The 21259-nt window shown below is 65.2% G+C and carries 24 protein-coding genes and 2 tRNA genes; 11 read left to right on the forward strand and 15 right to left on the reverse strand.

All coding sequences use genetic code 11. The features are described 5' to 3' along the window. Position 1: 1 nt before the first annotated feature. The gene (locus KIT25_12235) at positions 2-964 is read left to right on the forward strand and encodes a sterol desaturase family protein (GenBank protein UYN97650.1); all 963 of its coding nucleotides are present in this window, start codon (positions 2-4) and stop codon (positions 962-964) included. On the opposite strand, the gene KIT25_12240 is transcribed toward KIT25_12235, so the two are convergent. Next, a complete protein-coding gene (locus KIT25_12240) occupies positions 951-1880 on the reverse strand; it encodes a sugar kinase (GenBank protein ID UYN97651.1) in 930 nt (309 codons plus the stop codon). The genes KIT25_12235 and KIT25_12240 overlap by 14 nt on opposite strands. Before the next feature lie 70 nt (positions 1881-1950). On the opposite strand from KIT25_12240, the gene KIT25_12245 reads away from it, so the two are divergent. After that, the gene (locus KIT25_12245; GenBank protein UYN97652.1) at positions 1951-3747 is read left to right on the forward strand and encodes a dihydroxy-acid dehydratase family protein; all 1797 of its coding nucleotides are present in this window, start codon (positions 1951-1953) and stop codon (positions 3745-3747) included. A 3-nt stretch (positions 3748-3750) separates the two neighbouring features. On the opposite strand, the gene KIT25_12250 is transcribed toward KIT25_12245, so the two are convergent. Both KIT25_12250 and KIT25_12255 read right to left on the reverse strand, forming a co-directional pair. Then, entirely contained in the window at positions 3751-4293 is a 543-nt protein-coding gene (locus KIT25_12250) for a hypothetical protein (GenBank protein ID UYN97653.1), read from the reverse strand. A gap of 172 nt (positions 4294-4465) precedes the next feature. Further along, positions 4466-4813 carry a hypothetical protein gene (locus KIT25_12255; GenBank protein UYN97654.1) on the reverse strand — a complete coding sequence of 116 codons (348 nt, stop codon included), beginning with the start codon at positions 4811-4813 and terminating at the stop codon, positions 4466-4468. Positions 4814-4848: 35 nt separating this feature from the next. Between KIT25_12255 and KIT25_12260 the strand changes: the two genes are divergently transcribed. After that, positions 4849-4989: a hypothetical protein gene (locus tag KIT25_12260; GenBank protein UYN97655.1), complete on the forward strand. Its 141-nt coding sequence runs from the start codon at positions 4849-4851 to the stop codon at positions 4987-4989. Positions 4990-5008: 19 nt separating this feature from the next. On the opposite strand, the gene KIT25_12265 is transcribed toward KIT25_12260, so the two are convergent. After that, positions 5009-5887 (reverse strand): SDR family oxidoreductase, encoded by an 879-nt coding sequence (locus KIT25_12265; protein ID UYN97656.1) that lies wholly within the window; start codon positions 5885-5887, stop codon positions 5009-5011. Between the two features lie 123 nt (positions 5888-6010). Here KIT25_12265 and KIT25_12270 point away from each other — a divergent pair, with 123 nt between their 5' ends. After that, positions 6011-6532: a CspA family cold shock protein gene (locus tag KIT25_12270; protein UYN97657.1), complete on the forward strand. Its 522-nt coding sequence runs from the start codon at positions 6011-6013 to the stop codon at positions 6530-6532. 75 nt (positions 6533-6607) lie between these two features. Next, on the forward strand, positions 6608-7066 hold the full coding sequence (locus KIT25_12275; GenBank protein UYN97658.1) for a DUF192 domain-containing protein: 459 nt from the start codon (positions 6608-6610) through the stop codon (positions 7064-7066). Between the two features lie 119 nt (positions 7067-7185). Here KIT25_12275 and KIT25_12280 read toward each other — a convergent pair whose 3' ends face one another. From KIT25_12280 to KIT25_12295, 4 genes are read right to left on the reverse strand one after another with little or no spacing between them, the layout of a single operon-like run. Continuing rightward, positions 7186-8277, reverse strand: coding sequence for a response regulator (locus KIT25_12280; GenBank protein UYN97659.1), 1092 nt, complete (start codon positions 8275-8277; stop codon positions 7186-7188). A gap of 1 nt (position 8278) precedes the next feature. Beyond that, entirely contained in the window at positions 8279-8644 is a 366-nt protein-coding gene (locus tag KIT25_12285; GenBank protein UYN97660.1) for a response regulator, read from the reverse strand. After that, positions 8641-10452 (reverse strand): PAS domain S-box protein, encoded by a 1812-nt coding sequence (locus tag KIT25_12290; protein UYN97661.1) that lies wholly within the window; start codon positions 10450-10452, stop codon positions 8641-8643. The genes KIT25_12285 and KIT25_12290 overlap by 4 nt, the downstream gene beginning before the upstream one ends. A gap of 48 nt (positions 10453-10500) precedes the next feature. Then, positions 10501-10908 (reverse strand): DUF2237 domain-containing protein, encoded by a 408-nt coding sequence (locus KIT25_12295; GenBank protein ID UYN97662.1) that lies wholly within the window; start codon positions 10906-10908, stop codon positions 10501-10503. An 84-nt stretch (positions 10909-10992) separates the two neighbouring features. On the opposite strand from KIT25_12295, the gene KIT25_12300 reads away from it, so the two are divergent. Next, a tRNA-Pro gene (locus KIT25_12300) sits at positions 10993-11069 on the forward strand. A 39-nt stretch (positions 11070-11108) separates the two neighbouring features. Further along, entirely contained in the window at positions 11109-11411 is a 303-nt protein-coding gene (locus tag KIT25_12305; GenBank protein UYN97663.1) for an ETC complex I subunit, read from the forward strand. Positions 11412-11667: 256 nt separating this feature from the next. Here the strand turns inward: KIT25_12305 and KIT25_12310 are convergent, their stop codons facing one another. The 6 genes from KIT25_12310 to KIT25_12335 form a co-directional block, all read right to left on the reverse strand. Beyond that, positions 11668-12885, reverse strand: coding sequence for a site-specific integrase (locus tag KIT25_12310; protein UYN97664.1), 1218 nt, complete (start codon positions 12883-12885; stop codon positions 11668-11670). Positions 12886-12909: 24 nt separating this feature from the next. After that, entirely contained in the window at positions 12910-13245 is a 336-nt protein-coding gene (locus tag KIT25_12315; protein UYN97665.1) for a hypothetical protein, read from the reverse strand. Positions 13246-13252: 7 nt separating this feature from the next. Continuing rightward, a complete protein-coding gene (locus tag KIT25_12320) occupies positions 13253-15304 on the reverse strand; it encodes a DUF927 domain-containing protein (protein UYN97666.1) in 2052 nt (683 codons plus the stop codon). Between the two features lie 402 nt (positions 15305-15706). Beyond that, positions 15707-16042 (reverse strand): hypothetical protein, encoded by a 336-nt coding sequence (locus KIT25_12325; GenBank protein ID UYN97667.1) that lies wholly within the window; start codon positions 16040-16042, stop codon positions 15707-15709. A 70-nt stretch (positions 16043-16112) separates the two neighbouring features. Beyond that, complete coding sequence (locus KIT25_12330) at positions 16113-16790, reverse strand: hypothetical protein (GenBank protein ID UYN97668.1); 678 nt, start codon at positions 16788-16790, stop codon at positions 16113-16115. A gap of 52 nt (positions 16791-16842) precedes the next feature. Continuing rightward, positions 16843-17250: a hypothetical protein gene (locus tag KIT25_12335; protein ID UYN97669.1), complete on the reverse strand. Its 408-nt coding sequence runs from the start codon at positions 17248-17250 to the stop codon at positions 16843-16845. Between the two features lie 418 nt (positions 17251-17668). Here KIT25_12335 and KIT25_12340 point away from each other — a divergent pair, with 418 nt between their 5' ends. Together KIT25_12340 and KIT25_12345 are read left to right on the forward strand one after the other, a co-directional pair. Beyond that, positions 17669-18268: a recombinase family protein gene (locus tag KIT25_12340; protein ID UYN97670.1), complete on the forward strand. Its 600-nt coding sequence runs from the start codon at positions 17669-17671 to the stop codon at positions 18266-18268. Between the two features lie 354 nt (positions 18269-18622). After that, complete coding sequence (locus KIT25_12345) at positions 18623-19171, forward strand: superinfection exclusion B family protein (GenBank protein UYN97671.1); 549 nt, start codon at positions 18623-18625, stop codon at positions 19169-19171. Positions 19172-19192: 21 nt separating this feature from the next. Here KIT25_12345 and KIT25_12350 read toward each other — a convergent pair whose 3' ends face one another. Then, complete coding sequence (locus tag KIT25_12350) at positions 19193-19495, reverse strand: hypothetical protein (protein ID UYN97672.1); 303 nt, start codon at positions 19493-19495, stop codon at positions 19193-19195. A 585-nt stretch (positions 19496-20080) separates the two neighbouring features. Between KIT25_12350 and KIT25_12355 the strand changes: the two genes are divergently transcribed. Together KIT25_12355 and KIT25_12360 are read left to right on the forward strand one after the other, a co-directional pair. Further along, positions 20081-20157 (forward strand) — tRNA-Arg (locus KIT25_12355). Between the two features lie 19 nt (positions 20158-20176). Next, on the forward strand, positions 20177-21154 hold the full coding sequence (locus KIT25_12360) for a hypothetical protein (protein ID UYN97673.1): 978 nt from the start codon (positions 20177-20179) through the stop codon (positions 21152-21154). Positions 21155-21259 lie beyond the last annotated feature (105 nt).

Here is a 21259-nt window from a genome sequence, read left to right on the forward strand (position 1 = left end):
GGTGCGCGATTTCATCGAGATCTGGCTCGCCATTCAGAACTGGGTCTTCGAGACCGCGGTGGCGCCGGTTCTCTTCCAGTACAATCTGATGGAATGGTACGAGCCGGGCTTCGAGGCCGTCGAGTTCGTGATGCTCGGTATCGTGCAGATCGCGGCGATCGTGCTGATCATGCGGGTGATCGAGCGCCGCTGGCCGCTGGAGAGGGGCGGCGACGACCGGCTGATCGGCGTCGATCGCGTCTACACGGTGTTGAACAAGCTCGGCGTCGTTCCCCTGGCAATCTTCATCATCGCCTTTCCGATCACCCAGCAGATCGAATACACCGTCCGGGCACTGGGGTTGGCACCGCCGCGCATCGAGAATCTGGTGCCGTGGCTGCACGGTCAGCCCCTCGCGTCGTTCCTGGTCTATTTCGCGCTGTACGATTTTGCGGCGTACTGGGTCCATCGCGCCCAGCATCGCTTCTCCTGGTGGTGGGCGTTGCACAGCCTGCACCACAGCCAGCGGCGCATGACGGTGTGGACGGACGACCGCAACCACATTCTCGACGACTTCCTGGTGACGCTGGTGCTGGCGGTGTTTTCGCAAATGGTCGGCGTGCAGCCCGAGGACTACGTGTTGATCCTGGTCGTCGGCCGCATGGTCGAGAGCTGGTCGCACGCCAACATCGACATCAGCTTCGGACGGGTCGGCGAGAAGCTGCTGGTCGGGCCACGCTTCCATCGTCAGCATCATGCCTTGGCCACGCCCGGCGAGCCGCGGATCCACGATCACAACTATGCGCCGGTCTTTCCGATCTGGGACATCCTGTTCGGCACGGCAAACTACGACGGCAGGCACCGCCCGACGGGGGTCGATGATCCGGCTGCTGATGCCGACAACGGCCGCGGCTGGATCGCCCAGCAGGTCGCCGGTTTCGGTCGCTTCGCCGCGGCGTTGCTGCCGGGCCTCAAGCGGGCTTGAGGGCGGCCAGAACGTTGTCCCGGCGCGGGATCGGCGCCACAGCACCATATCCTCGGGTCTTGAGCGCTGCGGCCACGTTGGCGTAGCGCGCCGCCTGCATCGGATCGTCGCCTGCCAGCAAGCGCGCCAGGAATGAGCCGCCGAACGTGTCGCCGGCGCCCGTCGCATCGACCGCCTGCACGGGTAGCGGGGGGATCACCGCACGTCGCTCCCGGGTCGCGACCAGCGCCCCGTCGGCTCCCATCTTGAGCGCAACGATGCCCGGTCCCATGGCGAGATAGTGGTCGACGATCTGGTCAGGGCTCGACAGGCCGGTGATCTGCCGCGAGTCGTCGAGGCTGGGAAGCGCGATGTCGCACATCCGGAAGGTGGCCTCGATGGTTTCACGCGCGCGTTCGATGTCCCACAGCTTGAGACGCAGGTTCGAATCGTAGGACACGCGTACACCGGCGTCTCGGGCGATGGCGATCACGGCCTCGCAAGTATCGCGAGCGGTCTCGCTGATCGCCTGGCTGATCGCCGACAAGTGGAGGATGCGCGCCCCGCGAACGTACGTCGGCGGGATGTCCCTCGGCGCGAACAGCGAGGCGGCCGAGTGCTTGCGCAGGAAGTCGAACTTGTGGCCCGTCGAGTCGTGGGTCACGAAATAGACGCCGGTCGGAGCGCTCGGATGACGCCTGACGTGGCTTGCATCGACGCCCTCGGCGCTCCACAGATCCATGAAGGCATCGCCCATCCAGTCGCGGCCCAGGCCGGTCAGGTAGCCGACACTGGCGCCCTGGCGCGCCGCAGCGATGGCCGCGTTCGACGTGTCGCCGCCGAACCCCTGGATCCATGTCCGGCCGTCGCCGTCGCGCGGGCGGTTGAACTCGATCATCGGCTCGCCGAGGCAGACGATGTGGGGAACGTCAGGCATGACCGGACATTAGCTGGACTTCGGGTACGAGTTCCATGAGGCTTGCGTCGACGAACGCGGAGGAATGCAGATGGCCACGAACAAAAAAGGAAAAGGCGAGCGGAGGTTGCGCAGTCGCGAATGGTTCGATTCCAAATCCGATCCGACCATGACCGCCGTCTATCTCGAGCGGTACATGAATTTCGGACTGACCTTGGCGGAACTGCGCAGCGGCAAGCCGATCATCGGCATCGCCCAGTCCGGCAGCGACCTGTCGCCGTGCAACCGGCATCACCTCGATCTGGCGTGGCGCTTGCGCGACGGCATCCGCGAGGCCGGGGGCATCCCCATCGAGTTCCCCGTCCATCCCATCCAGGAGACCGGCAAGCGTCCGACGGCGGCGCTGGACCGCAATCTGGCCTATCTCAGCCTGGTCGAGAGCCTGTTCGGCTACTTCTTCGATGGCGTGGTTCTCACGACCGGCTGCGACAAGACCACGCCGTCGCAGCTGATGGCCGCCGCGACCGTCGACATCCCCGCGATCGTGTTGTCGGGCGGGCCGATGCTGAACGGCTACTTCGGCGGCGGTCTTGCAGGGTCCGGCACCGTGATCTGGCACGCCCGCCAGGAACTGGCGGCCGGGCGCATCGACATGGAGCAGTTCATCGAGATGATCGCCTCGGGCGCGCCGAGCGCGGGCCACTGCAACACCATGGGCACGGCACTGTCCATGAACAGCCTCGCCGAGGCGCTGGGCATGTCGCTCACCGGTTGTGCGGCGATTCCCGGCCCCTACAAGCAGCGCGCCCAGATCGCCTACGAGACCGGCAAGCGCATCGTCGACATGGTATGGGAGGATCTCCGGCCATCGAAGATCATGACGCGCGAGGCGTTCGAGAACGCGATCGTGGCGGCGAGCGCGCTCGGCGCATCGACCAACTGCCCGCCGCACATCAACGCGATCGCGCGGCACATGGGAGTGAAGCTCGACAACGCTGACTGGGACAAGGTCGGCTACGACATCCCGCTGCTCGTCAACCTGATGCCGGCGGGCGAGTATCTGGGCGAGGAATTCTACCGGGCGGGTGGTGTGCCGACGGTGATGGCCGAGCTGCTTCGCAAGCGCAAGCTGCACGGCGATGCGCTCACCGTCACCGGCAAGACCATGGCAGAGAACCTGAAGGACGCGAAGTCCGCCGACGGCGAAGTCATCAAGAGCTACGACAAGCCGATGCTCGGCCACGCTGGATTCGCCGTGCTCTCGGGCAACCTCTTCGACTCGGCGATCATGAAGACCTCGGTGATCTCGCCGGAGTTCCGCAAGAAATACCTGGAGAGAAAGGGCGACCCCGACGCCTTCGAGGGCACGGCGATCGTGTTCGAGGGGCCGGAGGATTACCACCATCGCATCAACGATCCCAAGCTGCCGATCGACGAGGACAGCGTGCTGTTCATCCGCAACTGCGGCCCCGTCGGCTATCCCGGATCGGCCGAGGTGGTGAACATGCTGCCGCCCGACCGGCTGGTGAAGGGAGGGGTGACGCTGTTGCCCTGCGTCGGCGACGGGCGGCAAAGTGGCACATCGGGCAGCCCCTCGATCCTGAACGCCTCGCCCGAGGCCGCCGTCGGCGGCGGCCTGGCGCTTTTGAAGACCGGCGACAAGGTACGGATCGACATCGGCAAGCGACGGGCCGACATCCTGATCTCCGACGCCGAGCTCGCCACGCGCAGAGCGGCCTGGAAGCCCGATCTGGTCGAAAGTCAGACACCGTGGCAGGAACTTCAGCGCAAGTTCGTCGGACAGCTCGCCGGCGGCGGCTGCCTGGACTTCGCTGTGAATTACCAGCGCATCACGGAGACCAAGGGCGTGCCCCGGCACTCCCACTGAACGTCAGCGAAGGAGGCGTTGCTCGACCGAAACCGGCAGGTCGGACCGGTTGATGAGAACGATCGCCCAAGGCGACGTGACGACCGCCGGCGGCCGGGCCGGCACTGGCGCCAGGCTCGCGGTGGCATTGGCCGACGGCGCGAAGCCAGCGGCGCCCCCAGGGGCGAAACCGGGCGACGAGGCAACGGGACGCGAGGCAGCCATGGACGAGCGCTGGGCCATCAGTGCTTCGGCCGGCACTCGCTCCTCGAACACGATGACAATGCGGTCGCGACGGCGATTGGCCGACAGGATGTTGACGAGATAGCCCTCGCCTTGTCGGCGCCCGAGAAAGATTCCTACGGCGCGCATGCGACCAGGCTCGAAGTGATCGGGCGGCGCCGCGCCGACACGGCTCCATAGGCCACGCCACTCGGCATTGTTGGTGGCGACGACGTGCTCGGACTGCCGCGTCTGGGCATTGGTACCCTGCCACTGTCGCACTTCCACGGCCTGTGCCGCGGCATCGAAACTCTGTCCGACGATCAGCGATCCCGCCGCAAGCATACCGACGCCAACGATCGGCGGGCTGAAGATGCGCCGCAGTGCATGCGAAACTGATCGGGCGCTAGACCACACGATGAGCAACTCGGCTGTGACGGGGACTGATGATGTTGTGCTTCTTATCCACCATGACACTTTGGCTCAATTGAGGCGTCCGTCCGGCCGGCCGCGCTAACTATACATCGGTCTCCTGCGCAACGGCAGGGCATGAGATCGGCGGTGCGTGGATTTCCCGCCTCGCCGAGCGGATCTGTTGCAGCTTTGCCACAGTGCGCGGCTCTTTCCGACCGTCGCCGCCGATCACATCGCCAACGGTACCCCCGACCTCGGCGACGAGGTGTGACGCGAGCCGGTTGCCAAGTCTCGATTCACCGAGAGATTTGACGCCGAATTCAACCTTGTGTTGTGCCGTTTCCTGCGGCCTCTGATGTTCGTAGTTCAGGAACCCGGGAGATTCTGGCCGTTCGGCTTCGACAGTCTCAACGTCATCGACCTGTTCGGCTGGTGTAGTCGCGTGACGCATCCTTTCCAACGGCGCTGTCGCGTCACACCAACGAGGTGATCCTCGAGCCGCTCGCAGTCGATCGCGCGCGTCAATACACCTACAGTCTGACCAGCGGCGACGGCCGTCCAGAGGCCATCGCCGAGGCAAGACGCGACGCGGAATTCGTCGGCACCACGACTATTACGGCACTCTGACGGTGGCGCTCGCCGGCGGCTAACCGCGCTTGGCGCGATCGGCGGCATTGGTCGTCTGTATGGTCTCGCGGATGCGCCGCCAGTCGTCCTCGCTGTGCGACAGCATGCCGGAGAAAGTGCCGTTGCCCATGATGCCCATGGCACCGTCGATGGCGATGACTTCGCCGTTGATGTATTCGACCTCGTCGCTCATCAGGAAGGCCGCCATGTTGGCGAGCTCGTGCGGCCTGCCCACACGGCCGAGCGGGTTACGTGACTTGTAGCGATCCTCGTCACTCTCCTTCATCGGATTGAGCCGCGCCCAGGCGCCCTCGGTGGGGAAGGGACCGGGCGCTATGGCGTTGAGTCGGATGCCGTGGCGTCCCCACTCGACGGCCAGGCTCTGGGTCATGACGGCGACACCGGCCTTCGACATGGCCGAAGGAACGACGAATGGACTCCCGGTCCACACCCAGGTCGTCAGGATGCTGAGCACGCTTGCCTTGTGCTTCTCGGCGATCCAGCGCTTGCCGCAGGCGTTCGTGATGTAAAACGTGCCGTGCAGCACGATGTTGGCAATCGCGTCGAAGGCGCGCGGGCTGAGATCCTTGGTCTGAGAGATGAAGTTGCCGGCGGCGTTGTTGACCAGCCCGTCTAGCGGCCCGCCCGCCCAGATCCGGTCGACCATCTCCTCGACCGCGGTGGCGATGCGGATGTCGACGGCATGCGTTTCGACGCGACGTCCCGGATGCTTCGCCATTACCTCCTGCGCCGTCTCCTCCAGCACGGCACCGCGCCGGCCGCAAATCACGCAATCCGCGCCGAGTTCGACGAACTTTTCCATCATGATCCGGCCGAGCCCCGTGCCGCCACCGGTCACCAGGAAGCGCTTGCCCTTGAAAAGATCGGCCTTGAACATTCGAGTCACTCCGGAATCGCCATGATTTGTCGTCTAGCGTGGGGGGAATACCGATCACAAGGACTGTTGCGAATTGCAGCAGGGGTGTTAGGATTTCTAAATAACAAGACGGGATCGTTGAAAATGACGACCCAACAGGGAGAGGCAACAGTCGGGGACGGCGGATCGATTGAGCTGCGTGGAAAAGTAAAGTGGTTCAACGCCGTCAAGGGTTATGGGTTTTTGGCCCTTGAAGGCGACAACAGCGACGCGTTCCTGCATGTGACGACACTGCGCCAATCCGGGCATGAGGATCTCAAGCCCGGAGCGACGGTGGTGTGCGCCGGCGTGCGTGGCCCGAAGGGTTGGCAGGTCATGAAGGTGATCGAGGTGGATTCCTCGACCGCCCTCGCGGCTGCGCCCAAACCGCCGCCGATTCCGGACGGCATCGCCATGGGCGATTACATCGCCGCACTGGTGAAATGGTACAATAATGAACGCGGCTACGGCTTCGTCACACGCGAGGCGACCGACGGGGACATCTTCGTGCACGCTGCGGTTCTGCGCCGCCACGGGCTGGAGTCCTTGGCGCCGGGGCAGAAGGTCATGGTGCGCATCGCCGAGGGACAGAAGGGGTTACAGGTCGTCGAGATCCGGGCGGCTTGACCGCCGCCCGCGCGGCCGGGCACTAAGCCCGCCATGGCGCATCTTCCGTACCTTCCACCGCTCGGGCGACGCTCGATGTTGGCCTTGCCGTTCGCAGTGTCGGTCGCCGGGACGGCGGAACCGGGGCGAGCCCAGAACGGCGATATCCGTTTCAAGCGCTCCGCCCTGACGATCGTCACGGGCGGCCGCGAGATCAAATTCGACGTGGAACTCGCCCTGACCGAGGCCGAGCGTCAGCGCGGCCTGATGTTCCGGAAGCGGCTCGGTCCCTACGAGGGCATGCTGTTCGACTTCCACCGCGAGGCGCCGGTCAGCTTCTGGATGAAGAACACGTTGATTCCGCTCGACATGATCTTCATCGCGGCGGACGGCACGGTGCGCCACGTCCATGCCAACGCCACACCGCTCTCGACCGACTCCATTCCGAGCCTGTTCCCCGTGCGCGGCGTGCTCGAGATAAATGGGGGCAGCGCAAAGCTGCTCGGTATCAAGCCCGGCGACAAGGTACGGCACGAGATATTCGGCAACGCGTAGTCGATGGCAACCGCCTACCGCTTGTCAGCCGCCACCGCCCGGGAGCGAGCGGCGCGGGATCGACTCGACCACGCGCATGGACCTTTCGGACGACGGGGAGGCTGGCGAACAGCCCCTGTTCAGGCCTTGAGGGATCTGAGGTTGCTGACTGGCACCGGCCGACTGAAGCCCTTTAGCTCGCGCGGCCGCTCCTCGTCGAACTCCGCGATGCCGTCGCAAGCCACGGCGAGACGACGCGTGACCAGGATCTCCCCGTCCGCGGCCGCATCGGATAGGCGGGCGGCGAGGTTCATCACCGAGCCGATGGCGGTGTAGTCGGAGCGTGCCTCGAAGCCGATGCGGCCGAGTGTGGCATGCCCCTGGGCGATGCCGACGCCGAAGCCCAACTCATCGCCGCGCCTGCGCCAGCCGTGGCAAAGTCCCGCCATCTGTGCGCGCATTTCGGCGGCCATGCGAATGGCCCGCTGCGGCGCATCCGGCACGGGGAGCGGATCGTTGAAGTACAAGATTGCACCATCGCCGGCAAAGCGGTCGACGGTGGCGCCATGCTTCTGCATGATCGGGCCGAGTGTGCTGTGATAGGTGTTCAGCAGCGACATGACATCTTCGGGCTCCGCCGTTTCGGAGAAGGTCGTGAAGCCGCGCAGATCGCAGAATGCCACGACGATCTCGCGCCGGTGGCTGTCGAGGACCGCCTCGCCCTTGGCCAGCATCAGGTCGGCGACCTGTGGCGGCAGGAAACGGCGCAATCGGCCCAACCGCTCGATTCGTTGCACCTGATCGCGGACCCGCAGCTCCAGATCGGCGTTGAGTTCGGTGAGTTCGTCGTAGAGCTCCTTGATGCGCAGCATGGAACGCACGCGCGCCATGAGTTCCGCGTGGTCGAACGGTTTGGGAAGGTAATCGTCGGCGCCGGCGTCCAGGCCGGCGGCGACGTCCTTCTTGTCGGTCTTGGCCGTAACCATGACGATCGGCATGTAGGGCAGGCTCGGGTCGGCGCGCACGCGGCGGCAGACCTCGATGCCGTCGATGCCGGGCATCATGATGTCGAGCAGGATGAGGTCGGGCTTGAGATCGACGATGCCGGCGAGGGCACTGTTTCCGTCGGCAGCCACCGCGACTTCATAGCCGCGGCTCTGCAGGCGCATCTGCAGGATTTCCACGTTTGCCGGCATATCGTCGGCAACAAGAACGAGTGGGGGCTTGCGCATCTCAGTCGAGGTAGGAGCGAATCTTGGCCAGCAGGGCGCGCGGGCTGTAGGGCTTGGCGACGTAGTCGTCGCATCCGGCGGACATCGCCTTTTCCTGGTCGCCGGACAGCGCGAAGGACGTGACGGCGATGATCGGTATGCGACTGGTCGTCTCGTTCGCCTTGATGCGACGGGTCGCCTCGTAGCCGTCGATGCCCGGCATCTGCATGTCCATGAGGATCAAGTCGGGAGTGGTTTCGATGGCCCTGGCGACGCCCTGCAGACCGTCGTTGGCCTCGACGATCCCGTATCCTGCGACCTCGAGCAGGTCGCGCAGGATCCGTCGGTTGTCCTCCGTATCCTCGACCACCAGCACCCTCTTGGTCACGAGGCACCCCCAATTCCGGCCTGAACCGGCAGGTCGACGATGAAGGTCGCACCCTTGCCCGGAGCCGACTCGACGCGCAACGTGCCGCCGTGCATTTCGACGATCCGTCGGGTGATGGCGAGGCCGAGGCCGGTGCCGCCCTTGCGGCGGGTACTCGTATTGTCGACCTGCCGGAACTCCTCGAAAATGAGCTGTTGGTCCTCGGCGGCAATGCCGGGACCGGTATCGCGCACGCGAAGGTCGAAGCGATCGGCGATGCAGCGGACCGACACTTCGACCGTGCCGGCATCGGTGAATTTCAGTGCATTGCCGACGAGGTTGAGCAGGACCTGGGTGAGCCGCCGCTCGTCGCCAATGCCGCCCAGCAGGCCGGAGGAGACATCGGTGCGCAGGCCGATCCCCTTGCTCTTTGCCAGCCCCTCGGTGGCGGCGATCACCGACTGCACGACAGATCCCATGTCGTAGGGCTCGTTGGCCAAGGTGAACTGGCCGGCCTCGATCTTGGACAGGTCGAGCACGTCGTTGATCAGGTCGAGGAGATGACGACCGTTGCTCTGCACGCGTTCCAGCACATCGGCCGCCTTTGCCGGCAGATCCCCATAGATACCGTCGGCCATCAGCTCGGTGTAGCCGAGGATGGCGTTGAGCGGCGTACGCAGTTCGTGACTCATGTTGGCGAGAAACTGGCTCTTGGCCTTGTTGGCGTCCTCGGCTGCCTGCTTGGCCGTCCGCAATCGCTCCTCGTATTCGCGCCGAAGGGTGATGTCCTCGGCAGCCGTAAGCACGCACTTGGCACCGCCATAAGTCATCAGTGCCGACGACAGCCGCACCCACATTTCCTGCCCGTCCTTTCGGCGCAGCTGGACCGTGTCTTCGATGGCGGCATTCGACGAGCGCAGCCTCCGCCCCATGTCGGCCACTACTTGCGGCGTGAGAAGATCGGAGCTCTTCAGGGCGAAGAACTCTTCGAGCGTGAGGCCGACGAGGTCCGCTACCCAGCGATTGGCATAGACCGTCTGGGCGTCATACAATCGAAAGATCGCTACCGGAATGGGCAACGCCTCGATGATGGCCCGCAGCCGCTCCTCGCTGGTCTTGACCGCGGCCTCGGCGCGGGCGCGGCGCTCCACCTCGAGCGTCTGTTGGGCAGCGAGTGCGGCCCGTTCGGCGGCGATGGCGACGTTGCGCTTGAAACTGCGCCAATTGGCGTTCAGGAACGCCAGCATCCCGGGAATCAACAGTCCGCTGAGCAGCGCCCAGGGATTGTAGGGGCCTGGCCGTTCGAACAGTGCGATCACGAAGGTAACGGTCAGCAACGGCAGGAAATAGCCGATCGTTGCCGCGGGCAGGGGAGAGATCGCGGCGACGGCACCCATACAGAGCACGGTCATGCCGGCCAGCATCATGGCGACGGCAAGCGGCGGCGCCGCGCCCTTGTTGGCGACGAAGACGACTGGCACCACCGCCCAGGCGATGCCGAGGATCGTCGAGTAGACCGTCAGAGTGCGGATTCGTCGCGGGGTCACCGAGGCCGGCCGCGGCCTGCCGCGCAACTTGAGCCAGCTCAGTACCATAGGCAGGCAGAGCAACGGGATCAGCAACCACAGGGCGGACAGCGAAAGGGGGACATAGTCGATGAAAATCAGGCAGCCGATCAGAGCGCCGATGATGTTGCCGAAGACCAGCGTCGGGGCCTGCGCAACGAGGTGCATCGACTGTGCGATGCGAATCTCGTTTTGGAAGGTCTGCTCGTCGAGATGGAACGGCTCGGCAGCGTCTACTGCCGCTGAACTGGCGGTTGCAGGCATTTGCTCGCCGGGAGTGGGGTAATTCAGGCGGTCGGCCTTTATACCCGATCAGCGCGCATCGAATGCAAATTTTTTGAGTTCGTCGAGGGACACAATGTGGAGTGTTGCGGCGTGCGTCGCCTCGAGCACGACCTGCGGCGCGGCCCCGGCCTCGAGCGCCTCCTTCCAGCGAGCCGCGCACAGGCACCAGCGGTTGCCCGGCTTGAGGCCGGCGAAGCCGTACTGCGGCATCGGCGTGGAAAGATCGTTGCCCGCCGACTTCGAGAAGGCGAGGAACTCCTTCGTCATCACCGCGCAAACCGTATGCAGGCCGGCATCCTCGCGACCGGTGTTGCAACACCCGTCACGGTAGAATCCCGTCAGCGGTTCGGCTGAACAGGGCTGCAAGGGCCCGCCCAGCACGTTGATCGACGGCGCGCGGCCGCCGCGTCCTTCCTCGGGGGTCTGGTCAAACATGGCCGGACCTTAGCACCGCCAAATGGGGCTTTCGAGGCGGCGGCCACACTGGTAGAACCCCCGCGCACAGGCACCTGGGACGAGCGGGGCGTAGCGCAGTCTGGTAGCGCGTCTGCCTTGGGCGCAGAAGGTCGTCGGTTCAAATCCGGCCGCCCCGACCAGCCCCGCAGCCGAGGACGAGACGACGTCGAAGGGGAACGATGAAGGTCCGTATCTTCAAGCCGGCCAAGACGGCCATGCAATCGGGTCAAGCCAACACCCGCGAATGGGTGATGGAAAGCGAGATCGCGCCCAAGGGCGTCGATCCCCTGATGGGCTGGACGACCTCGCGCAACACCATGGAGCAGGTTCGGCTGTGGTTTCCCACACTCGACGAGGCCAAGGCGCACGCCGAGCGCAACGGCTGGCAGTACACGATCGAGCGGCCGCACGCGCGGCCCGTCAGACCGAAAGCCTACGCCGACAATTTTGCCTACACCCGCGTCGGTCGCTGGACGCATTGACCGGTTTGGCCGGTCAGCCGCGTGTCGCAGGACTCGCGCTCATTTGCGAGAGGCCTTGTATCGGCCGTGCTATTCTCCGCGTACGCGCCCGTAGCTCAGGGGATTAGAGCAACCGCCTTCTAAAATTCGGGCACGATGCTAAAGCGTTGATCTGCAAGGATCGCGCTTCGCGCTGTCGGCCTGGAATTCGGCCGAAAGTCCGGGTGAGTCCCCAGCAAAGTCCCCAGCGCCTTCGACTGCACCATATCCGTGTGGGCTACTTCACGACGCGGAGGGCGCGCCGCCTAGCTGCCCGATTCGCCGCGCGCGCCAGCTCGTCGGCCGCGACGGCGATGTAGCGCTCGGTGGTCGCCATGCTGGCATGGCGCGCGAGGCGTTTGGTGATCGCGGACGAGCCCAGCTTGGCAATGCCGGTGATGTAGCCGGCGCGAAGGTCGTGGAAGCGGTGAGGGTGGTCGATCTCGCCTCGAACTGCCGTGTTCAGCCACCCCTTGCGGATGCTCTTCAAGGGCCGCCACACGTCCTCCGGGACGGTGTCACCACGAAGGGCGGCCTTGTGCCACTTCGGCCCCGGCCACGTCACAAGGCGCGTCTGGCCGCGCCGTCGCGCCTGGCTGGCCAACCGGAGGAGGAGCTGCCAGCCGGGATCGCCGCCATACACCGGCTGATCCTTGCCGCTCTTCGTCTCCGACGCGCGAAGGCGGATGCACTGCTCCTCATGGTCGAGGTGCCGCACCTCCAGCATCAAGGCCTCCGCGAGCCTGAGACCGAAGAGGCGCGCCAATGACGCCGCTTCGGCTACCCATGGCGTGGCGCCGGCAAGTCGCGCGCTGAACTCCGCCTCCGGCATTGGCGTCGGGTCGCGGCCGGGGTTGTGGACCGGCTTCACCTCGGGCGGGAAGGGCAACACTCGTTCGCCTGTGCGAGGGTCGCGCACGGCGTGCGCTGCTCTCAGCGCGGACCGCAGGCAGTCCAGGCAGTGGTTGACCTCGGAAGCGGATCGCGGCCGGTCGAGCACTCTCCACAGCTCCGGCCGGTCTTCGTCGCCTTCCTCCACCTTGCGCGGTCCGCCGATCCACACCCTGCGCTTCTGCGCCACCGCGAACTTGCGATAGGCGTCGATGTCCTCAACGCCGATGTCCACCACCGCACGATCCGGGCCGAAGAAGCGAAGCAGCTCGCCCATGATTCGCCTCAGACTGGCGACGTGGCTTGCACTGCTGTCGAGCTGGTTGCCGATGTGACGGAGAAGCGCCTGGCCCAGCAAGTAGGCACCGGGCCGAATGCCGCTCCTCGCCATGCCTTGCTCGGCCTTGGCGCGTGCGCGGGCAGCCACTTCGGCGGCCGTGGCATCGGCCTTCGTCCTGGCATAGACGCCGTCCGGGCTCTTGCACACGCCTCGATAGCGGACGCCGTTGGCAACGAATTCGTAGCACCATCGGCTCTTGCGCTGCTTGTCCCTGTAGACGGTCATGGGGTCGATGCTCCTGAGGGGAGTCTAGATGCGCACGCCGTGCGCGCGCAACGCGGCCAGTGTTTCGCGGAGCACTGCCGAGCTGCGCTTGGCTCGGGTTCTTGGGGCAGGGTTGTCCGGCGCCGCGCTGGTGTGATCGGGGCGAATCGCATTGCGATCCTTGTAGTCCTCGCAAGAGGCGCGGCTGACCCGCACGCCTCGCGGCTTCCTGGTCTTGCCGACGCGCCAGCCCTCCAGCTCGCCAAGCCGCAGTAGGGCCCGGATCGTCGTTTGGTCGCAACCGATGATGCGTGCGGCATTGCTAACGGTGATCCCGTCGTCGTCGGGCTCGAAGGGCTGAACGATTCGCGCGCCCGTCATGGGACTGTCAGTCCGACAACGGCAGGGAGCTGTCTGGCGCACGCCGCGCGTCTTCGTCGGTCGCCGCGTCGGTTGCCTCATCCTCGGCGCCGTCGTCGTCGCCAAGGATCCTCGAGCTGAGGACGTAGACGCGGACCGGGCCATGACCTGGCACGCGAACGGTCTGGGAGAATTTGCCGCCTGTCTTCGATAGATCGGCCAGCAACGCGCCCTGATCGTGAAGGGCGCGAGCGATAAGGCGTGCGTCCTGGCCTTTGCAGACTTCCGCCGTCCAGCTCTTCGCCAGCACCAGATACTGGAGTCGGCCGGTTTCGTCGCTCCGTTTGAAGCCGACGCGGTTGATGGTTCGGACTTCGACTGCTCGACCATGGCCGTCAACGCGCGCGGCTTCGCCAATGGTCTCGAAGCGCGATGCGCCGTGCGCCTCGATGAACTGTACGACCTGGGCGATGCCGGCCATGACCTCGCCTGAACCGGCTGAGCCACGTCGATCCAGCCACGCCTTGAAGCACGTTCCGGCCGCGCGCTCGGCCTCGCCGGCTGGCCAGCCCGTGAGACCCCATAGCGTCGCAAGGTTGCCGGCTGCGGCCACCAGCGCGAAGCGACCGGCAACAGAGAGAACCTGTCCCGATGCTTGGTCGGGGACGTGGCGGGCAAGGAATTCGTCGCGCTCGCCTTTCAGTTCCTCAATGAAGTTGATCCGGCTAACGGCCAGCTCGGCTGTCAGGCGTTGGAGGAAGGCCCGGATGGGTGTGCCATAGACCCTTGCCGTGATGTCGCGAAGATGTCGCGCGAAGGCGTCGCCATCGGCGTAACCGTGCAAGGTCTCGAACATGCCGCTACCGGCGCCAGCATCGGCGGGCACGTCGACCAATCGGACCTCTTGCCCGACTCGCGCGCGGTGTCCGGCTTCCTGCATCTTGTCGGCCAACGACAGCTCGCCAGTGGACAGGAAGAGCGTGCGCCACGTCGGCGGTGTGCGCGATAGACCGTCGCGACCGGCGCGGCTCTTGCCGGCGCCGTTCGCCAGCAGATAGGCGACCTCGCCAGCCTCGCGCGCGTCCACCTGGCCCATCTCGTCCAGACAGAGGAGCGCATCGCAGTGTTGAGCTGCGACGCCTTCGAGGCCGTTCGCCGTGCCACGCCACTGCCTGATGTAGCCTGATACGCCACCACCGCCCCACACGCTGCCGGCGACACGAAGGGCCGTGGACTTGCCGAGCCGCGACCCACCCTGGAAGTTGATGCCGCCCGATTCCTCGCCGGCCACCTCGACAAGAGGGGCCGCGAAGGCGGCGGCGATCGCTAACGCCAAGCGGGTGTTGCCAACGGCCAGCTTTGCGACCTGGGCTTTCCATTCTGCAATCTCGCCGGCTTGCCGAAAGGCATGAGGCATAGCGTGCGTGGTCTGCAGCACCACTCTCTCACCTGCGGGCGCGCCGAAGACTTCATCGGGCAGCACGAACACCGACTGATCGCCGGCGGCGTGCCATCCGCCGCGCGATACGCTCAACGCCGATGCCTCCGGGTTGAAAGCCGAGAGATAAGCCATAAGGGCCTTGCGGGCTGGCTCCAGCGGCGACACGTACAGGCCACGGTCGAGAAGGGTGGCGCGCACCTCGCGACCGTCTGTCGCCAGGAGCGAGCGCGGCATCGCCCATTCGTGGTGGCGACCGTCCGGATCGTTCCAACCGAGTAGCACGCCCCAATTCTCGCCCTGCTCGTCTCTCGTCTGCGCCTCCACCTCGAAGGGACCGCAGACATGGACCGCCGCCTTGGACTTGTCGGAGCTGGCCCAAATCAGCCCCTGTGGAGTCATCTCGAACTCGGACAGGACAACGTTGCTCGCAGCGCTCGGCGAGCGCCTGGCGGGCTTCTGAGCCGAACTGCGGGGCTGTCGCTGGGTGGTGTCTGCTGCTGCCTGCGATTGGTCTACTGGCGCCGGCTTGGCGCGGTCGCGTGGCCCGTTGCTCGTTACGCTTCGGGTAGCCTCCTGCGATTCGAGGAATTCCCGCATAGCCCGCTGTTCGGGTGTTTCTTCGTCGGGCCGATCGGTCATTGCGGCCTCCTGATGGAGGCCACCGGAGCGACGCGTCGCCACAAGCCGCGTACCAACGCAAAGCCGCGCTCTTGGGGCTTCCAGTTTGGCCCGTGCACTGACCTATGACGGCACTCAAATAGAAGCCGGCCAGCGACGCCGCCTATCGACCAACTGTCGCTCCCTTCGCGGAGGTGAGGGTAAGCGGCGATGATCGCGGCGGGGCTCCCGAAGAGCGCAAGTTGGGGGCCGCGACGCATCAGCTCGTGCTCCTGGAAGGCGACGACCTGGCCGCGCCAATCGCGGAAGAAGAACATTTCCGCGGGTTCACTCCGCCGGCGGCGACGCCCAAGGGCGCGGGTCGTACCGTCGTTCCAGCCATTGAAGTGATGCCAAGGGGCGGGGCGTACGTTGTCGAGGTGGCTACGCATCGCCGTGCACGCCTCCGGCAGCGGCGGCGAGTGCCTGACTGACAAAGCCCACGTTCTCGGGGAGAACGACGCCCTTGGCGATGGCCGCCGATATCAGCGCTTCGGCCGCCTTGCGGTCGTCCCAATCACTCCCGTCAGGAGTGGGCCATGCGGCTTGCAGATACTCGGCCGATGCGCCGAACAAGGCGAAGATGGTGTTTCGGGTGAGCTGTGAGGCCTGGAGGGCGCGGTGCTGACCCAGCACGTCGATGTAGAAAAGCCAGTCCTCGTGGATGCCGAGCGCCACTATGGGGCTGTTCGTCGAGGATCTGGAAATCTTGGCTTGCATTGGCTCGCTCCATCACCGTTGGTGAGGGCGAACCAAGTAGGCGAACCGATGCTAGGCGTCGTCCAACTACCTACTCGGGGAGGTTTTTGGAATCGGCTTTGGGCCGGTTGGCAAAGGCATTTAGGGCTCGGTACAGCTCGGCCGCTCGCGCGCGACGATCGCTCGGTTCGGGCTCATTGCGCTGGAACTTCTGGAACCACCATGCGTAGGCCGTCGCGATCTCTTCTTGCGAAGTCGGGTGCCATTGCTCGGGTCCGAAAATGCGCTCCAGTAACCATCGGTGCGCCCGGTCCCAATGCCACTTCGGGGGTGCACCGCCTGGGTCCTTTGGTGCCTCGTCCTGCCACTGTTTGAGGGCGCGGCGAACGTCGGGGTAGTCGACCGCATATTGATGCTTAGGCGACCAGCCGTAGACGACTTGTCTCCCGCCCATGTTCTCGGGAAGGTCGAGGATTGCGACGGGCGTTGGTGCCTCAGGAGGGAACTCGCCGTTTCGAATGTCGAAGCGTCTCGTGAGGACTGTGTCCTTGGGAACAGGCTTGTAAGGCTCGCCTCCATGGCCGCCTGGCTGTCCAGGGGCGACGCGGCTCAACAGTGCAACAGCGCCAGCCATCATGAATTCCTCCAGCAATTCGACGGCCAGCTGAGTATCCATGTTCTGGTCGCTCGCAAGGCGCACCGCCGCTTCGAATGGAGTGATCCGAGACGGTTGCGGACCTTTTGATACTGGGACTTTGCGGGCAGCCATTGGCGGTGACTCGATAGAGGGAGCGTCGCTTCTCGTTTCTTGTGGTCTAGCTCTAGGCGTGTCCGGCCATGCGCTTCAAGTCGGCATAGATCGATTGCAGGGCAACCGAATCCATGTCGGGCTCAGGATCGTGCAGGCATTCAGGTAGCTGCTCGTCCAGCTTCGCAAGCACGCCCTGGAGCGTCGTCGCCCGCGTGTTGATTAGGTTCCACTGAAGGCTGCCATAGACGGCGTTGACGCGCCGCTCCAGGCTGAAGTCCTTGGTGCGCTCCGCGTGCTTGCTCGCCCAACTGAACAGGCGGCGGGCTCTGGTGCATCGATCGGCCGCCAGTAGGGCGGGATCGTCGGCGGACTTCGATGCTAATGCGAGCTGCGGCCGGTCCTGACCGCGCGCGTTGGGGACTATCGCTACGCTGGCTGCTGTTGCCAGTGCGGCTCTACGTGACATCGTCTTTTTCACGGCTTTCTCCTCAGGTCGGCTTTCCAGGCCGTCGCTCCAGCGTGCGTCGCTGGCGCCGGGAGCTGGAAACCGGCCTAAGGACCGGCGGGCTTCTTCCCCTTGCGGGTCTTGTATCCGCCGCACTCCCGACAGCGCGAAGCAATCGGTGCCGATCTCACGGGACCGGCTCCGCCTTAGGTGTACTCGACGGAGTTTCCAGCTCCATCGTGCACGGTGTTGGTCGGCTGGACTCGCGTCAAGCCGGGTTGTGGACGGTGTACCGAAAACCTCTCGGAAATCGGCAGCCGCGAAGGCCCGAATTCATTGGCTCGGCGCATGCGTCCATGCATGTACCGTAAACATTTGATTTCGGTACATGCATGGCGTATAGGGGCGAGCGGCGCGGCTTCGTCCGCGTCGATCAACGTTGGAGGGTGCAATGTCGAAGAGGGTGGCGCTGTACCTGCGGGTCAGCACGGACCATCAAACGACCGACAATCAGGAGCGCGAGCTGCGCCAAGTGGCGGAGCGGGCGGGATGGCAGATTGTCGAGGTCTACAAGGATCGCGGTATCAGCGGTGCGAAGGATCGAGTGCAGCGGCCGGCATTCGACCGCATGTGCAGCGACGCCGCGCGCCGCAAGTTCGATGTGATCGCTTCTTGGTCAATCGATCGGCTGGGCCGCTCGCTGCAAGGGCTGGTCGCCTTCCTGTCGGACATTCACGGGCTGGGCGTCGATCTCTACCTGCACCAACAGGGGATCGATACGACCACGCCATCGGGCAAGGCGATGTTCCAGATGATGGGCGTGTTTGCCGAATTCGAGCGGGCGATGATCCGTGAGCGGGTCAAGGCCGGCCTGGAGCGGGCGGTGGCACAGGGCCGCAAGCTCGGCCGGCCGCGACTGGACAGCGACAAAGAGCGGGCGATTCGGGCGGCGCTTCGCAAGGGCGGCGTGGGCGTTCGCAAGATTGCCGAGCGAGTGGGCGTCGGTACGTCGGCCGTCCAGCGCATCAAGGCGGAGCTGGCAGCAGCGTAGCAGTAGGTGGCGCGCCCGCCGCAGCGAGCGAGATCGACGCTGCCTACGGCTGCAGGGGGTCGGCAGCGTGGACGTGGGAGCGCGGCGCAAGGCGGTCGCGACCGCCAGCCAGCACAATCGGGCTCGAAAATGGGACCCGAGACGTGCGTTTCCCCCCATGCGAAAAAAGAAAACGCGCACTCCCTTAGACAGGGAACTCCTCCATCCAAAACGTTCGGCTTCTAGGGTCGAATTTTTTCCGTACTACCTGCGGCTGTCACTCCAGCCGCGCACGCCGTGCGCGAAGGGGACCTTTCCCCGCCCCACTGCACCCCCGACCAATCAGGTCGCGTGAAGGTGTGTATACTGGGCTCCATGGCCGAGCCTTTTTCAACCTTGCTAGGACTAGTGCGCGTGGCCACGCCTCGCGTCGCGGTCGCGCTGGCGGTGGCTTCGGGCTTCGTTCTGTTCGGCGGGGAATGGATCGAAACGGCCGGTCTCAAGAGCCTCCGCGAGCGCTATGCGGAGGAGTTCGGCATCACGTTCGTCGTGTCCGTTGCATTCCTGTGCGCCTATGCTCTGTTCGCGATCGGCGCAGGCGCGCAGGGTCTTTGGCGAAGGCACCGCCGCGAGCGGCAGCGGCGTGAAAGCCTCCATGCCTTGACGGCAGACGAGAAGGCTTATCTCGTGCGGTACATCGAGGAGGGTGCGACGACCCAACTCTTTGCCCCCGAAGACGGCATTGCGGGCGGCTTGCAGGCCAAGCAGATCATCTACAGATCCAGCAACATCTTCGACATGACGGACGGCGTGCCGTACAACCTGCAACCGTGGGCGCGCACGTGCCTATCGCTTCACCCTGAGTTGTTGGAGGACGCGGCTAAGCTGCCGCCATCTCCAAGGCGTCGGCGTTCCGGGTGGTGATCGCCAATCTCGTGTACTGACTCAGGGCAGAGGACGCGGGACGATGGGCACGCCCTCAGCATCCTGCCGTATGGCCGAATCAACCGTCTTGGCGAACCTCGATGCGGCTGCCTTCCTATCGGAAGTGGCTTGCTGATCACGACGTGCCTGGGCCGCCGTCTGACGAGCCTCACGGTCGCTACTGTCCCCCTTGCTGCGCCGCTGGCGCTCGTCCTTCGCCATCCGCTTCTCGACCAGGCGGCGGCGGCTCTTGAGCGCGAGCGCCACGGACATCAGCGAGGTCCGCGCCCGTCCCGGCATCTTCTTGCCGAGCAGCTCGTCCACCGCTCGAATCTGAGCGTCTAGGTCTTTGAGAGAGGGCATCGTCGCTCCGGCGTTGGCGCTGTGCGCCCCGCGATGATGCGCGCGGCGGTGGTGGAACAGAAGCGCGAAGGCGTAGTCATTCCGTGTTCGGTCGAGCGCGGAGCGCGTCAAATAGCAGGCGGTGCCTAGCCCAACGGTGTAACGGTGTAACCGTGTTACACCTACAAACAATTATCGATGCCGACAGCAAAGTGTGACGCTCTTCGCCGTTACACCTTGAGAAAGTGGAGGTGTGACGGTGTAACGGATGAGCTGTTACACCGTCACACCTTGAAAATTGAGAGGTGAAACACAGTCGAAGGCGAGCAAGTCGTTGATGGTGCTCGCTCTTTGTCGGCTCGTTACACGCGTCACACCGGTTACACCGCTGGCGACAATAAAATATGGGGGAAATATTGGCGGGCGGGTCGAGGGGTGGTGGTCCACGGCGTGCTACGATGGTTGGGATGGGAGACCGAAGTCGGAACCAAGTCCCCAGCAAGCGGTCCCCAGCATGGCGCTGGCGGTTCGCATCGTCTTCCGGTAAGTGCCTGAAAACACTGGTGAGCGCCCGTAGCTCAGGGGATTAGAGCAACCGCCTTCTAAGCGGTAGGCCGCTGGTTCGAATCCAGCCGGGCGCGCCATCTTCTTCGACTTCGGACAATGCTCGCCCATCGTCTGCTTCTGCTCGTTGCCATCCTCGCCTCGCTGGCCGTGCTCGGCGTCTGGGACAACCAGCGCCAGATACAGCGCGTGCTCGACCGCGGCTACGACGCCGTCGGCCAGATCACCGGGGCGCGTCAGCAGACCGGCCTGCCGCTGACCGTCGATGGCTGGCGGCCGCGGCTGGTCGAGCAAGACCTTTCGGTGAACCTAAAATGGCAGGGCAGGGATGGCGCGTGGCGCGAGCACGACAACGTGCCGGTGACGCCCAGTCTGGCGCGCACCATTGTCGCTGGCGACCAGGTGCGGCTCGCCGCCCTGCCGATCAGGGCGATCGACGACGGCACGTCGCCGGTTGTCCGCTCCGACGTCTCGGCCCGCCTCGAGTCCCTTCAGCGCTGGCTCGGTATCGCGGGCTACATCGCGCTGGCGTCATGGGCGGGCTTTGCCGGCCTCACCATCTGGTTACGCCGCAACGCCGCAGCGAAGCTCGGTCGGACCGAAGTGCCGCTCCGGCGCACCGTGCTCGGCATCGTGCTGCTGTTCGGCGGCAGCTTCATGGCCTTCCATGCCTGGTCCGACGCCCGCGGCTACGAGGCGATGAGAGGCCGCGGCCTCGAGGCGACGGCGACCATCCTCGACGCGGTGGCGCGCAAGCAGGGCGACAGCGGCTCGATGTCTTATGCGGTGCGGCTTTCCTGGAAGGGGCCGGAAGGCGCCGTGCATCACTACGGCCCCACCGCGATCAGCGAAGAATTCTGGAAGAAGGTCACGCGCGACGGGCGGCTCGTGCAGCGCGAGACCACGATACGCTATCTGCCCGACGAGACGCTGGCGCGGCCGATGATCGTCGAAGACGCGCCGGAGCAATCCTCGCGGAGCCGGTTCGGCATCGCCGGCGGCGTCGTCGCCATGCTGATCGGCGCGGGCCTGCTGTTCTCGGCCATGCGTCACATGCGCCGGGCGGAGCGGGGATGAACGGGGGGCCGAGGACCTCTGGCCCGCGGTATCAGTTGTACTTCCTGAGCTCGAGCTTGCCGATCTGATCGCGATGGACCTCGTCGGGGCCGTCGACGATCCGCA

This window comes from Enhydrobacter sp. (assembly GCA_025808875.1).
Lineage (GTDB): Bacteria > Pseudomonadota > Alphaproteobacteria > Reyranellales > Reyranellaceae > Reyranella.